Origin of the sequence: Bradyrhizobium sp. 197, assembly GCF_023073375.1 — a bacterium.
Lineage (GTDB): Bacteria > Pseudomonadota > Alphaproteobacteria > Rhizobiales > Xanthobacteraceae > Bradyrhizobium.
The window spans coordinates 171,812-185,341 of sequence record NZ_JADPJJ010000055.1 but is presented as its reverse complement, the minus strand read 5'-3'; the positions used below and the strand labels follow the sequence as shown (position 1 = coordinate 185,341).

At 60.3% G+C, this 13,530-nt stretch carries 16 protein-coding genes and 1 pseudogene; 11 read left to right on the top strand and 6 right to left on the bottom strand.

Annotated elements, in window-relative coordinates:
• Positions 1-34 precede the first annotated feature (34 nt).
• On the top strand, positions 35-304 hold the full coding sequence (locus IVB27_RS12250) for a hypothetical protein (protein WP_247443842.1): 270 nt from the start codon (positions 35-37) through the stop codon (positions 302-304).
• Between the two features lie 292 nt (positions 305-596).
• Here the strand turns inward: IVB27_RS12250 and IVB27_RS12245 are convergent, their stop codons facing one another.
• Positions 597-923, bottom strand: coding sequence for a nuclear transport factor 2 family protein (locus IVB27_RS12245; RefSeq protein WP_247443841.1), 327 nt, complete (start codon positions 921-923; stop codon positions 597-599).
• Positions 924-1,129: 206 nt separating this feature from the next.
• Between IVB27_RS12245 and IVB27_RS12240 the strand changes: the two genes are divergently transcribed.
• The 3 genes from IVB27_RS12240 (at position 1,130) to IVB27_RS12230 (ending at position 2,840) form a co-directional block, all read left to right on the top strand.
• The gene (locus IVB27_RS12240; protein ID WP_247443840.1) at positions 1,130-1,306 is read left to right on the top strand and encodes a hypothetical protein; all 177 of its coding nucleotides are present in this window, start codon (positions 1,130-1,132) and stop codon (positions 1,304-1,306) included.
• Between the two features lie 674 nt (positions 1,307-1,980).
• On the top strand, positions 1,981-2,229 hold the full coding sequence (locus tag IVB27_RS12235) for a hypothetical protein (RefSeq protein ID WP_247350667.1): 249 nt from the start codon (positions 1,981-1,983) through the stop codon (positions 2,227-2,229).
• A gap of 341 nt (positions 2,230-2,570) precedes the next feature.
• Positions 2,571-2,840: a DUF6894 family protein gene (locus IVB27_RS12230; protein ID WP_247443839.1), complete on the top strand. Its 270-nt coding sequence runs from the start codon at positions 2,571-2,573 to the stop codon at positions 2,838-2,840.
• On the opposite strand, the gene IVB27_RS12225 is transcribed toward IVB27_RS12230, so the two are convergent.
• A complete protein-coding gene (locus IVB27_RS12225) occupies positions 2,834-3,037 on the bottom strand; it encodes a hypothetical protein (protein WP_247350673.1) in 204 nt (67 codons plus the stop codon). The genes IVB27_RS12230 and IVB27_RS12225 overlap by 7 nt on opposite strands.
• Entirely contained in the window at positions 3,034-3,234 is a 201-nt protein-coding gene (locus IVB27_RS12220; protein ID WP_247443838.1) for a hypothetical protein, read from the bottom strand. Before IVB27_RS12220 ends, IVB27_RS12225 begins: the two co-directional genes overlap by 4 nt.
• A 611-nt stretch (positions 3,235-3,845) precedes the next feature.
• Between IVB27_RS12220 and IVB27_RS12215 the strand changes: the two genes are divergently transcribed.
• The 4 genes from IVB27_RS12215 to IVB27_RS12200 all read left to right on the top strand — a co-directional run bounded on the left by IVB27_RS12215 (position 3,846) and on the right by IVB27_RS12200 (position 8,281).
• Complete coding sequence (locus IVB27_RS12215; RefSeq protein WP_247443837.1) at positions 3,846-4,622, top strand: DUF4261 domain-containing protein; 777 nt, start codon at positions 3,846-3,848, stop codon at positions 4,620-4,622.
• A gap of 203 nt (positions 4,623-4,825) precedes the next feature.
• Positions 4,826-5,458, top strand: coding sequence for an imm11 family protein (locus tag IVB27_RS12210; RefSeq protein ID WP_247443836.1), 633 nt, complete (start codon positions 4,826-4,828; stop codon positions 5,456-5,458).
• Positions 5,459-5,967: 509 nt separating this feature from the next.
• Positions 5,968-6,621, top strand: a complete 654-nt coding sequence (locus IVB27_RS12205; RefSeq protein WP_247443835.1) for an imm11 family protein — start codon at positions 5,968-5,970, stop codon at positions 6,619-6,621.
• Between the two features lie 37 nt (positions 6,622-6,658).
• Positions 6,659-8,281, top strand: coding sequence for an AHH domain-containing protein (locus IVB27_RS12200; RefSeq protein WP_247443834.1), 1,623 nt, complete (start codon positions 6,659-6,661; stop codon positions 8,279-8,281).
• A gap of 158 nt (positions 8,282-8,439) precedes the next feature.
• Here IVB27_RS12200 and IVB27_RS12195 read toward each other — a convergent pair whose 3' ends face one another.
• Both IVB27_RS12195 and IVB27_RS12190 read right to left on the bottom strand, forming a co-directional pair.
• A complete protein-coding gene (locus tag IVB27_RS12195) occupies positions 8,440-9,978 on the bottom strand; it encodes an FAD-dependent monooxygenase (protein WP_247443833.1) in 1,539 nt (512 codons plus the stop codon).
• 197 nt (positions 9,979-10,175) lie between these two features.
• A complete protein-coding gene (locus IVB27_RS12190; RefSeq protein ID WP_247443832.1) occupies positions 10,176-10,376 on the bottom strand; it encodes a hypothetical protein in 201 nt (66 codons plus the stop codon).
• 547 nt (positions 10,377-10,923) lie between these two features.
• On the opposite strand from IVB27_RS12190, the gene IVB27_RS12185 reads away from it, so the two are divergent.
• Positions 10,924-11,262, top strand: a complete 339-nt coding sequence (locus tag IVB27_RS12185) for a hypothetical protein (protein ID WP_247443831.1) — start codon at positions 10,924-10,926, stop codon at positions 11,260-11,262.
• A gap of 233 nt (positions 11,263-11,495) precedes the next feature.
• Here the strand turns inward: IVB27_RS12185 and IVB27_RS12180 are convergent, their stop codons facing one another.
• Complete coding sequence (locus IVB27_RS12180; RefSeq protein ID WP_247443830.1) at positions 11,496-11,972, bottom strand: hypothetical protein; 477 nt, start codon at positions 11,970-11,972, stop codon at positions 11,496-11,498.
• Between the two features lie 170 nt (positions 11,973-12,142).
• Here IVB27_RS12180 and IVB27_RS12175 point away from each other — a divergent pair, with 170 nt between their 5' ends.
• The gene (locus tag IVB27_RS12175) at positions 12,143-12,931 is read left to right on the top strand and encodes a M23 family metallopeptidase (RefSeq protein ID WP_247443829.1); all 789 of its coding nucleotides are present in this window, start codon (positions 12,143-12,145) and stop codon (positions 12,929-12,931) included.
• An 18-nt stretch (positions 12,932-12,949) separates the two neighbouring features.
• Positions 12,950-13,261, top strand: a pseudogene (locus tag IVB27_RS12170) (phage terminase large subunit); the annotation flags it as partial.
• Between the last annotated feature and the right edge of the window lie 269 nt (positions 13,262-13,530).

Genomic DNA, 13,530 nt, shown 5'->3' with positions numbered 1-13,530 from the left:
CAGGAATTGGCTGGACCCAACCTAGGAGTGGCCCATGGGCGCCGAAAGGATGCACCCTCCGCGGTACTGGCGAATGCGGGCGGAAGAATTCCGCACCAAGGCGGACAATTGCGAGTACGCCGAGACGCGGGAAGTGCTGCGCAAGGTGGCGGAAAATTACGAAGAACTGGCGCGCCGCGCCGCGCGCATCTGCACCGTCCCGACCCTGGACGAACGGCGACGGCCTGAATCCCACCAAGTCGTTCAGGACTATGCCGAGGATCAGCGCGCGATCATGGGACGTCTGGGCACGCCCATGAATTAGAAGCGCTACCGCGCCAGGGAACAAACGTTCACTTTGGGACTTAGGACTCAGTTCGCCAGCGAGGGGAAATGAGCAAGGACCAGTAAGCCGGGCCGTTGAGAGTCCATCATCATCAGCCGGGGCCGTCGTGCTCCAAATGCGAGACGTCCACGCACTACCTGACCTCGATCCTCGACGTGCAACGCGATCGCCCGGTCCTGATCTACCGGTGCGATGGTTGCCGCGAGGAGGTCTGGGTGTGAGCGAGGCTGTCTGCCGACGGTCCCGCAGAAGCGCAGACCCTGAAAAACAGCTAGTTTGAAGGCCCGCAGCTCAGCGCCGCGATCTTCCCGGAGGCATTAAAAGTGAGGATCGCGCTCACGATGCCGTCGCGCGAAACGTATGAGATGATCGTTGCGTCCGCGGTCGGCTGGAGGTTGTCCAGGCGGGATGCGGGGTAGTTCTTCATGCGATCGACCCAATACTCCCGCAAGCCTCGCCGGCCCGAGATCGTTTTCATGCCGCCGCAGCCGCAATGGACGACCGCGTCGTCAGCATACATTGCCAGAATGATTTCGATATCGCCGTCGCGGTAGGCATCGAGCCAGTCAACCGCAGCGGCCATCGGGTCAAAGGACATGATCCTACCTACGTGCCGTTTTCTCGGCCGTAGTTTAAGGGCGGGGTCATGAATGTGAGGTGAAAGGCACGGGTTCGGATTGCGCAAGAGGGCAAGAGCGCACCGGATGGCTGCAGGCGAGCTTCCCTCCGCGTGTTCACTTTTGGACTGTCCTAAATCGTTTCATAACCTACGCTGCGAATAGAGCAGGAAAACGGGAGCTTGTCATGCTCATCAGCAAGGAATTCGAGGCCTATCTCGACGTGCAGAAAACGCACCAGCTTGACGCAAGCCAAACGACACGACGATTGCTGCGCCGTTCGCGGGAGCAGATCGAGATGTCAACGACACTGCTTCAGCAACGGGTTCCGAAGATCTGGCACCCTGAGCCTCCAGAACAATAGAAACCTCGTCCGCCGTTCCCGCGTTGCGCGGAATGGCGAACCAAGACACCAGGCAGCGGCCTATTTGTGCTGCGTGCAACATACCCATGACGTTCATCGACGCGGTTGCTTCACCGGACGGGGCGATTGCCATCTTTCGGTGCTCCGGGTGCAACAAGCTATGCTGGGAGAAGCCCAGACGAGATCAAAACTAAGGCCGCCTCGGTCGGCGCCTTCAGGCTGCCAACGCTGCCCCCATAGCGGCTGAACCTCTGGCCTGCTTTGACCTGCGAGTGGAAAGAAACGGCCCCAGCGCGGCGGGCCGAGCTGAGGCCGTGGAGGTTGTCGGTCGTTCATCCGGACCGACGCCCGAATAACCCTTTGGCCCTTAAAGCTGTTCCTAATCGGGTGGCGTGTTTTTCGCTGTCGCGTAGCTGCCGGGCCGTGCTCCGGCCCGTTTGCGTGCCCAATGCGGCATGGCGCGTCTCGACGAAACACGCCTGAAACAGTGCTGAAACCAGATAGTCTCGAACTCCCCGCCCGCGGCGCCCGACCAACCAGGCGAAAAGGAGATCACCATGATCCAGGTCGGTTCGAAGGAAGAAGTCGCGTTTCTGCTGGCGCTGTTCGGCACGCACACCCAGCCGGTCAAGCGGCCGAAGTCGACATCGCAGCAGGCGTGAGTCGCTGATCCCATGCCAGGTTTGGCCGAATGCCAGAGCCTCTTGCGCCTTCTGATCGCAAGGGGCGACCCGAAAGCCATCCCGCTCGCCCAAGGCGCTATCGATTCATATCTGAACACGGCGCCGGTGTGCATGCGCGGGCGCGGCCTGCGCGTGCTCCAGCGCGATGCGCTCGACCAGCATGGTGCCGCGGTCGGCGTGCAGCGCTCGTTCGCCGAGACGGTGGATGCCTATATCGAGCGGAAGCTTGCGGAGGAGTGAGGGTGGCGAGTGTCATTTCGCCCCTGTCGCTTTCGCCGTGAAGAGACCGGGCACGAACGCGGCAACTGATGCTGCCGCGTTCGCGTCTTCATCGAATTTCACGCTCGGCTTCCGCGCGGTTACTGGGTCGGCGGCAGCACCTGTCTGCTTGCTTGTTTTGCTTGAAACCGTCGTCGTGGGATGAGTGATTAGGCCGTTGTGGCGCGCGCGTCCGCGACGCAGGCGCGGAATCGGCGGGCAGGACGCTGGAGTTCCTGGAACCCATTGATCCCGCACAGATTTTTTCGTGCCGCCGGAAACCCTTTGTCCGCTTCGGACCTATTACGGCAAAGGATGCTGCAATGCCCCGATATTATTTCGACCTGCGCGACGAGACCGGTGTAGCGCTCGACGAGGAAGGGCTGGAGCTGGCAAGCCCTCGCTCCGTTCACGCGGAGGCCGCCAAGTCGGTCGCGGATATGGCGCGCGACGCCATCCTCTCCGCGCCTCCCTCCGGCCGCAGGCAGACGATGGCGATCGACGTTCGCGATGCCGCAGGTCCCGTGATGCAGGTGAACTTCTCGTTCGCGATCGAGATCTTCAGGACAGCTTCAGAATCACGCGATCATTGACGCGTCAGCAATGTCGCCGACTGCTCGGGCTCGAGCACGGCGATCTTGCGGCCGAGCTGCCAGACCTCGACCTTGCCGTGCCGCGTGAATTGCTGCGCGAAGATGAGCGCGGTCGCATCCGACGTGGCCTCGAAAGCTTCGGCGGAGCGGAAGACACCGTTTTCGCCGACCAGGTAGGCGCGATATTGCTGTGTCATGTCGGAGGCCTCAGGCCCGGGGAATGCAGCCAGGCGTCGATGTGAATGGCCGTCTCGTCCTGCCGCGCGCGGCGCAGCAGCATCTCGCGGCGGCGCCCCGGCGCGAGCGTGCGCGCCTCCTCGCGAAGGCGTGTCGCTTCGTCTGCGAGTCGCTCATGGAGGGGTTTGATCTGCTTGAAGCGTCGGCGCGTCAGCATGGCGCATGTCCATCGTGCGAGCAGGGCGGGAGCGCAACCCCGGCGTTGTCGTTGCCGATCGATGCCGAGTGAGGCGCGGTGATATCTCAAGCCTAGGCCGCCGGTTTCGCACCGTCTTTGTCATTTGCTATTTTGTTTAGAAGAATCTTTCGGGGTGCCCGCGGCTAGTCTGAGCGGCTTGAGTGGCTTACTCATTTTGCGGCGCAGGAGATTTTAATGTTCACTTGGATGCGAGCTGCGGTGGACCGTCTACGCATCGGCTCGGGCAGCAGCGCCGCGGCGGCCGATGAGTGCGCATCGATTTCACCTCCGCGCTACCGTCGTCCACCTCCTTCAGCGCGCCGATGCAGACCACCTCATTGCCGTCGCGAACGCATGCACGCCGGCGAGGTGCAGCGCCAGCAGGCGGCGGGCCGGGGCGCCGGAGAGGGCGTCGAGGTCGATCGAGAACATGGATATGGCTTGTGTGCGATCCGCATCGATATTCGTACGACTGCCATGGGAGCAAGGAATATTGATTGACGAGGTTCTTGTTTTGTTCTACGAAACCAAGTTTCAACTGTGGGCGAGAACGGAAGTTGTCGTCTCGCCCAATTTCTGCGGGGCAGTCGATGAGTAACTCGCTTCTCTCTCTGGTCTTATTGGACAATCCTGTGACGCCGGATATGTCGGCGGTCGCCAAGGTCCTTCGCGCGCGACATCCGGAATTGGCGACGGAGGTGGGGGAGAACGGAGCTGTGCAACAGGCTCAGACAAACTCGCCGCTCATTCGCTGTGGCAACGAGCTTGTTGCCGTCATGTCGATGCCGGCGCGCATCCCTGACGATGCCGGCCTGTGGTCGCGCGCCGCCGGGACATGGCCAGAGAGCAAGTCGGTTGCGGCGCGGCATCGAGGGCATCTGATCGTCTCCGTGCTCGGCCAAAATCAGCGACCGTTGCCCTCCGCTCGTCTGACGACTGCTGTTATCGGCGCATTGATCGCGACGATGCCGGAATGTTGCGCCGTGGTCTGGAATGGCAGGGTCGCACGATCCGCCGAGCTATGGCTGGACTTGTCCAGCCGATCGTTTGCGCCGTTTCCCGACTATCCTTCCTCGCTGTGGGTGGACATATTGCCGTTCCGATCAAAGACAGGCATCGGCGCGGTAACGATAGGGCTGTCAGCATTTGCCGGACGTGAAATCGAGTTCGAGACCCACAAGCTGACGCTTCCAACGTTGATCGATAAGGTGGACGGTCTTACCGTCTATCTGGTTGAGCACGGGCTTGTGGTCAAAGACGGCGACACGTTTGGTCGCGATTCGCGCGAGCGCTTCTCGGCTCGTTACAAGGACTCCGATCGATTTGAAGGCTTGCCCGTTCTTTTCTGTACCGATGGTTCGTCATGATTGACTGTAACGATACGCGAGGGTAGTTGCGTGCGTCCCATTCAGGATAGGTCATTTGACACGTCGGGCAAAACACCGGCAGAATGGCATCGTCGAGATGGATTTGGATCGAGCCCGCGGGGGTGCCGCGGGCTTTTTTATTGGCAGTTGATGGTAGTTCTTCGTTGTGCCCCGATGGGCATGATGTTCAATGGGACGTAGTCATGGGCGAGGAAAGTGCAGTTTCTATTGCGAAACGACCCAGAGCGCGAAAGCGCCGTTTTTACGAAATGGGTCCCGACTACGGCGTGGGAGGCAAGGCGGGCTATTGGCTCGAGCACGAAAGTATCCTTCCTCCCTACAAGGTATTCCGGCTGCCGGCTTCTACCGCGCCTGCGCCCTTTGTGTTTGATAAATCGGCTGGCAGCTTGCCAATTGACCTGGAGCCTTACTACGGCTGGTGGCTCATTTCGGATCGGACAAAAGCAGTATTGGAGCGGCTTGATCCGGGGGCCTTTGTGTTTGTGCCGTGCACGGTGCGAGTGCCGCATGGTAGCTACGATGGCCCGGACTATTGGCTCTGCGATGTTGTTCGCGTCCTTGATGCACTTGATGAAGCGCAATCGCATTTGACCATCCGAAGTGAGGACGATCCTCGCTCTCTCAAATTTGGAAAGAAGGTCTACTTGACCATGCCGGGCTCCAAGCTGGTCTTTACGGAGGCTGCCATCGGCAAAGCGCATATCTTTCGTATGGCTCATAGCGAGGCTGACGTCATATGCGATCAAGACATGAAGGATGCCTGTAGGGCGGCCGGTCTCAGGAGGACACGGTTTTGCGACGTCTCGAAGCTTTGAACTAGCCTGGAGCCTTCGGCGTCATGAGGTCTGGCAACGCTTGCGGATCTCGAAGCAATAGCTGAGCAGGTTGCGAGGCGTTCGGTGTGGTTCGCTTTAGCGATGAAGAGTTAAGGCCAAAATCTTTTAGCGGAGGGGCTCACGGGCGCGAGTAGAAGATTTTCAACTCCTTGGCGGACGCGCGGCTTGGACCGGCTGGCCTGGCGAAATCTCACGGGACCATGCGATTATCGCGTGACTGAAATCGCCCGTATCACGATACCTGGTTGGGACCTTTCGACGGCTTTGCCGCATTCGCAAGAAAAAGCCGAAGGCACGTGATGATCTTCCTCGCAGAACATAGAGCACCAAGATCAACGCAGCCGCAGGTGACGTCTGCAATCCGGCAGGCCTAGAATATCGTCCCAAGAGACGATCCTAGCAGCAAGCCGTATTCAGATGTGAGATAGGCGCCTCATTGTTGATTTAACGACGTTACTCTTGAAACCGGCAAAGTCGAGCAGGCCATCATGAATGACGATAACGAGAAGGTTGGATCGCGTCGCCGCAGCGTACGGAAGGGACAGTACTATGAAATGGCCCTCGACTACCGCCCCGCCCGCCCCCGTCTGACCTGGGAGAACGCTGCTGCTCTCGCTCCTGGCACGCGAGTTCTTGCGCCGCCACCGGGACGGCGGGGATTTCCGGAATACTCCGAGCAGCCGCGCTTCCTGTTTGAGAAAAAGCGCGTACGACAACCTTTGGACATCAGAGAATTTCACTCCTTTTGGCTGCTGTCCGACCCAGCGAAGATGGTCTTTCAAACCGTCGATCATGCCGGATTCGCATTTGCAGCATGCGACGTGAGTGTTTCCCGGGGGACTTACGATGGCCCGCGATACTGGTTGTGCGATGCCACTCGCGTCCTGGACGCGCTAGACGAAGAGCAGTCACGGCTTGAGATAGGTATTCGAGACGACCCAAAGTACAACGATTTCGGCAAGAAATATTACAAGTTCGGGAGCGGCGCCAAACTCGTCTTCAACAAAGACGCGGTCGGGAGTGCACACGTATTCCGAATGGCCTTCTGCTTTAGGACGGTTATTTGCGATCAGGCGCTCAAGGATGCCTGCAAGGAAGCCGGCCTTCTCGGAATCAAATTCAATAATGCTTTGGACATTTGACGGCTCAAGCGGCCGCTGAATCCTCCTGAGGGACATCATGCGAACTTCAATTCTATGGGCTCACCATATTATTCCGGAGCACTGTGCGGGCCGTAAGGCCTTGGAAGGAGTGGATTTGGATGCACCTGAAAATATTGTTTATCTTCCGAGAAGTCGGCTGCTCGCTGCCGAAATGGGGTTGTCTCCTCATCCCGGTGGGCATCTCGAATCATACTACGCTGCTTGCAAAGAGCTTGACGCGATTGCCGAGATTTCTGACTCTATTCTTCGCTCAAGGGCTATAGAGGATCTGCAAGATGCGATGAGAATTGCCCTTGCGAATGGCGACCTTTTCACGAACAACCCGAGCGCCGGCGCTGATGTGACATCTATCAACGAGAGCTTGCTTGCCGGTCGTGGAAAATATCTTGCCGATTACCCCGAAAAGCAGAAGAGAATCCGCGAGCTCAGGCGGACGGGAAGTCACCTCATCAAATTGTCGCCGTACTTGGGCAATTTCGACAGGGAAAAGCAGCTCAGTAAGGCAATCGCCGATAACCATGGCCTCAACATAACGCCCGGCAACAAAGACTTGAAGGAGACGCCTTGGTCCGAGTTCACGCCCTTTGATCCCTCCTCAAGCATCTTTCGGATACCCGGCTCGACACAGGCAGACGCGAGCGACTTTCCGCCGCTGCCGGGCTACAGTTCACCTTCTCTCGTCGGTCTGAACGAACAAGAAAGGCTCACGCGAATTGATCCGCGCCTCACAGGTGTGCTGCCGGCTTTTCCTGCGCTAAGGCCAAATGAACAACGGCTTGGTGAATTGCCTCCGACCACGGCAGCGCCGCCGGAGCCGCAGGTCTTGCAATTCCATTCAGAGACAGGCCAACCGCTCACGCGGCTCTCTGATGGGTCGCCGGTGCTCGGGCCGCAAGCACCTCCCGATCAAGGCTCCGCGTTGCTAATGGGAGCAGGTGTGCTTGGTGCAGGAGCCATGATGATACCTGGAACACAAGGCTTTGGCGCTGCGTTGCTCGCAGGCTTAACTGCCGCCGCTCTCACCCGACCCGCTTTCTCGGCAACTACCCCCAACGATGCCAAGGTTGCAGATGGCAGCGTCTTTTCCAACGGTGGTGCGGCTCCCTACAAAGCGTTCGACGTCAACGTTCCTGGTCTACGCTCTGGTAATGGTCGGGACAATTCTGCCGGACCATCAGGATTATCGCAAACTGAGAGCAGGATCCTTGGTCCAGAAACGGGGCGGGCCGGTAGATTTGTAGATCGCTTCGGAAACTGGATCGACACGCCGGCCGGCACCATGCCTGCCCAAAACTCGCCAGAACCACTGCTCCCTCCAGCCGCGAGAGTAGTCGCACCCGAAGAGGTCCGCCGTCTCACCCGCGTCAATGAGTCGAATGCGGGCAGCGTTTTCACGTCAGGAAATGCGCCAGTCCCTTATCTGTCTTCCACGAAATTTAACGATCGGTTTGGCAACTGGACCATGCCGACCGCTGACGGCCGGCAGCCGGAACCGAGCAGGCCGACCGGCCCGTTTGCGAATGAGCCAAGCTATTTCATTCCGCCACCGATCTTTGGAGTGGATGGCGCAGGCAGTCCGCACAATGACGCTGAGGAGTGGTTCGCGCGCTGGATACGGCCGTTGCTTCGGCCGGAGTGAAATGCAGGTTTTGAGACGTGCGAATGTCGTTCGAGGTCTTTCTTTTGACACGTCGGGCAAAACACTGGCAGAATGGCATCATCGAAAAGGTGCCTGGTTCAAGCCCGCGGAATTCCGCGGGCTTTGTTTGTTCCGACAGCCCGTCGGACGTTCATGCGTTATGCCGCATGCGGTCCGAACCACCTCGTCAACGCCTCCGCGAGTCCGCATTGGCTCCCATCTCCCACCCAGGCCACGTGCCCGTCGGGCCGCACCAGCACGGCGCCTGGCGCTGCGACCTGTCCGATCGCCGGAAGCTGCCACGGGCCTTCGCACTCGGCGTCGATGCGATCGATGCGACCTGCCCAGGGCGCGATGTCGAGGCCGCCTGTCTTGCTGAAATTGAGCAGCAAGCCGCGCGCGCCGTGCAGCAGCGTGAACAGTCGCAGCGGCTGCCCGTCGACCGTCAAATCGAGATCGGGCATGCGGCGCCCGAGCAGTGGATGTCCTTTGCCGAGATCATAGTGCACGTCGAGCCCGCTCATCATCGCGCCAAAACGCCGGCGCGGCGCGTCCATCGCGAGCAGTTCGGAGACGACCTCACGCGCGGCCTTGAGGCCGTCCTCGCCGCGGCGGAGCAGGGCGATTTGCGCCATGGTGTTGCGCAGCACGCGCGCGGCGACGGGATGGCGCTCTGTGTGGTAGGTGTCGAGCAGGCTGTCCGGCGAAACGCCTTTGACCACTTGCGCGAGCTTCCAGCCGAGATTGACCGCGTCCTGCACGCCGATGTTGAGGCCTTGTCCGCCGACGGAATGATGGATATGCGCGGCATCGCCGGCGAGCAGCACGCGTCCCTTGCGATAGAACACGGCCTGCCGTGCTGCATCGGTGAAGCGGGAGATCCAGGACGGGTTGTGCAGTCCGAAGTCGGTGCCGTACACGGCGACGAGGGCCTCGCTGAGATCGCGCAAGCCGGGTTCGCCGGTACGGGCGAGCGTCGCTTCGGTCACGACCACCAGCACGCGTCCGCTCTCGGTCTTGCTGAGGCCGTGAAAGCCGAGCGCGTCGTGGCGCAGGCCCCATGCGGGCTCGCAAGCCGGTTCTTGGCGCATCTCGACCTCGGCCATGAGGTTGCTCAGCGTCGGACCTGTGCCGGCGAACTCGATGCCGGCGGCCTTGCGCACCAGGCTGCGGCCGCCGTCACAGCCGACCAGATAATTCGCGCGCAAGGTCTCGCCGCCGGGGAGCGTCACGTCGATGCCGGTTTCGTCCTGCGCGAAGCCCGTCACCTCGAGGTTCCGATAGATCGGCACCGCGAGCTCGCTGACCCAGTCGGCCAGGATGCGCTCGATGTGGCTCTGCCGCAATGCGAGCCCGTAAGCGTGCCTGGTGGGGAGGTCGCCGATGTCGAGCCTGGTCCAGGCGAAGCCCGCGAGCTGGGTGATCTGGCCTTCGCGCAGGAAACGATCCGCGACGCCGCGCTGATCGAGGATCTCGATGCTGCGCGCGTGCAGGCCGCCGGCGCGCGTGCCGACCAATTCCTGATCGGCGCGCCGTTCGACCACGGCAACGTCGACATGCGCGAGCGCGAGCTCCGCGGCCAGCATCAAGCCGGTCGGGCCACCGCCGACGATCACCACGGTGTGGTCGGTCGCGTTGCCGGCGCGGGCCGGTGTGGTGTGGCCGCGCGGCCGAGACGTCGGAAGCAACACGGACATGCGGTGACCCTCTCGAGTTTGGATATTGTTCGGGTCGAGGGTTCTACGGCAGGGCCGGGGGCTTGAAGCAAGCCCGTTGCACACCACATATCTGAGTGGGGAGAGTAAATCCCTCTTCCGCGTTCGCCGCGTTGACACGTCGGGCAAAACACCGGCAGAATGGCATCATCGAGATGTGTGCCGCCTGCGGGAGCGGCCTAGTCATCCTTCGACAAATCGCCGGGCTTGGTGGGAAGGTCGATGGTGCCGCCGTCGCCGTGCACGAGATCGCGGCCCTTGTCCTCGGTCTCACCGGCGTCTTCAACGATGGCCTCTCGCGTGTTGCGCTCCTTGTCGATGCGCGGCTTTTGTCCTGGAAGATTTCGCGACGTCTGTTGGGACGTAGTGTTGCGTGTCATCTGCCGGTCCTCCTGATTGCGGTAACGCAGCCTTGGCGAATTCGTTCGTTTGACACGTCGGGCAAAACACTGGCAGAATGGCATCATCGAAAGACGTTTTGTTGAGCCCGCGCGGAGCGATCTGCGGCGGGCTTTTTAATTCAACGAGGTTTTGACACGTCGGGCAAAACACCGGCAGAATGACATCATCGAGACGAGTTGGTTCACCCGCGCGGAAAACATCCGCCGCGGGTTTTTTCGTCTCGATTCGAGATCGGACGGCGGTGGCGCATTGCGGCCACGCACTCGTCAAACCTGGAGCGCCGATCGGCGCGCCGTCGTCCGAACCATTGCTGGCCGTGCACGCGCGAACGTGCCGGTCGCGGCGCTGGGCATTTGCTCGCGCCGCTGCGGTCTCCGGGAACGGAGATAGGGTTTGCGCCCGAAACGATCGTGCTTCGTCACGCGATCTGCCGCGCATTTCTTTTCATGGAGGGACAATGACCGCCTATCTGATATCGCTCGCGCTCGCGGGCCTCGTCGCAATCGTGCTTTGGGAGATGCTTTCTTGAGTGAGGAGGTCGAATGTGAGAGCGCCGGCGAGTCGGTTCGCTCGCCCACGGCCAGGAAGACGTCCAAGGTGCGATCGCTGACCGAGATCCGGTCGCTGGCGCGAAGCCACACCAGAACCGCAATCCGCGTCCTCGTCGGCATCATGCGCAGCGATGACGCGACGCCGGCGGCCCGCGTGTCGGCCGCCAACGCCATCCTCGACCGTGGCTGGGGCAAGGCCGCGCAGCCGATCGAGAACGGCGAAGATGGAGCACCTGATTTTGTTCACCGGGTCGAGCGCGTCATCGTGCATCCGGAAAGCCCTGGTGACGGGGACGTCGTACCCGATGCCTGAGTTGCCGACGTTGTTGATTTGCACTTGCGCCCGATTGACCGTTTGACTCGTCGGGCAAAACACCGGCAGAATGGCATCATCGAGATTTAGTTGGATCCGCCCGCGCCGAGCAATTGGCCGCGGGTTTTTCGTTTCGATAATCCTACTGCTAGTTGTTGGTCCGGCGTTGCCCGGCATAGGCGCGCTGAACCTTGTCGCTGCAATAGGTCAGCGATCAATTGATCGAACTCGGATCAACTCTTCTTATTGGACTCGCTATACAAACGTTGCAGCTCGTCCGGACAATAGGCCATCCGACCTCCGGGACGCTTGAACTTTCCGTCTTGGGTTTCGCGTATGAAAATCGTCTTCTCGTCGATCTTCTTCAGGAGAATGATCTCTTTGTACGGCCGTCCTTCTCTGTCAGCGGACTCGCAGACCACATCAAGTTTGATGCTGCCGGGAACGGCATCCGACAGTCTGGAGATCTTGCAGCCCTCCTCGCCGCCCGAGATAAATTTTGAGTTCCAATCGATCTGAGTGTCGCCGTACTCCCCGCATCTCGCACCGAATTCGGGGCCGGGCGCTGCATAGGTGCCGTCCTTTGGGCGCCATCTGTCTGGGGCCGTTTTGGCGCTTTCCTGGGCGTGGAGCGACAGGCCAGCGCACGGCAACAAAGGCGCGACAAGCATCAATAATGAGGTGAGGCGTTTCATTCGATTCAGTTTCACGAGTCCGATCCTGCACAAGGTGTGGTGGTGAGCTGTCCGAGGGCGTCAACCTCAGAATAGCGGATTGACCATAAGTTGAGCAAGTGGAGTACGTTTTAGCGCGGCCGGTTTGCCTTCAATCGATCTACGAAGTGGAGATTTATGTGTCTTGGGAGCATGCCCTGCGACGAATGTTGCCGCCGACCGACGGCTTTCAACCGCACACCACCAGCCCATACGGCGCAATCCGGGACGTTGGCACATCGCCCCATCGTGGCGTGGATGCGAACTACAACGTCGGGCCAAACGGACAACAGAGGATCAATCTCAGGCATCCCGCATTGCGGTCTCCGGTCGATGGTATCGTGACGAATGCCGGTGAAGGAACTGCAGGTCGCATAGCGATCAGGGACGCAGATGGTGTGTCACACGACCTGCTACACACGCATAGGCAATATGTCAGCATTGGCGATCGGGTTGTCGCGGGGCAGATGGTCGGTGCGATGGGTAACATGGGAGTGCGCGAGAAATACGTGGAGGGTGGTGATCATCATCTTCATTATCAATTGATCGATGACGCCGGGCATCGTCTCGATCCTCAGGCATTTTGGAATCAACGAGAGTTGCCCGCGCCGAGCCCGCCAGCTTACGTTCCGGAGCATCAGCGGTATCTCCAGGATGCGGACTTCGTTCCTGTGACCCGCGCCGAAGAATGTGCGGGTTCTGAGGAAAATGCCTGTCGGACAATCGGATCGATCCGCTTTCAATCGAGTGATGGCGTATCGGTGCCTTTTATTCCTCCCGACGCTTCGTTTCCGCCTTCGCCGCAAAGCGACTTCGAGGGACGATTCGGATCGTGGCCTTCGCCTTCCGGAGGCGACGTCCTTGCTGGTTTCGATCAAGCTCCGCTGGGACAACCCGACATACCAAATAACGAAGACTGGTCCGCGATGTGGCGCAGGCGTACCGGCCGGCCGTAACGCGAGCGGGTATATCCATTGTCCATTCTGAAAATTCCGACGGCGAAGATCTTCGAGCCGCTGTTGCAACCTGCGCGCTACAAGGGCGTTTTCGGCGGGCGCGGCTCAGGCAAATCGCATTTCTTCGGCGAGCTTCTGGTCGAGACTTGCCAGGCCGAACGTGGCATGCTCGCGGTCTGCATCCGCGAGGCGCAGCGGACGCTGGCGCAATCGTCCAAGCGGCTGATTGAGGGCAAGATCGCAAGTCTTGGCCTCGGCCACGGCTTCAAGGTTTTTAGCGACAAGATCGAGACGCCCGGGGACGGGCTGATCATCTTCCGCGGGCTTCAGTATGATGCCGGCAAATACCGGCTGATGATAAAAGCTAAGGACGCTGTCACGGCAAAGCCGATGCCGCCGGTGCAGAGGCCGGGCATGGCGGCGCGGCGGGGTGAGGGCGAGCAGCACGATCTGCGGACGCTGAGTGCACGACTTTCGAGCACGGGCGATCTCAAGGACGCGGTTGCCCTCTACCAGGCGAAGAAAGGGGGCCGGCAGTGAACGGTATGTACCACAACCGTCTGCGGAAAGATCGACAACGAGTGTACCTTGTTTGACGC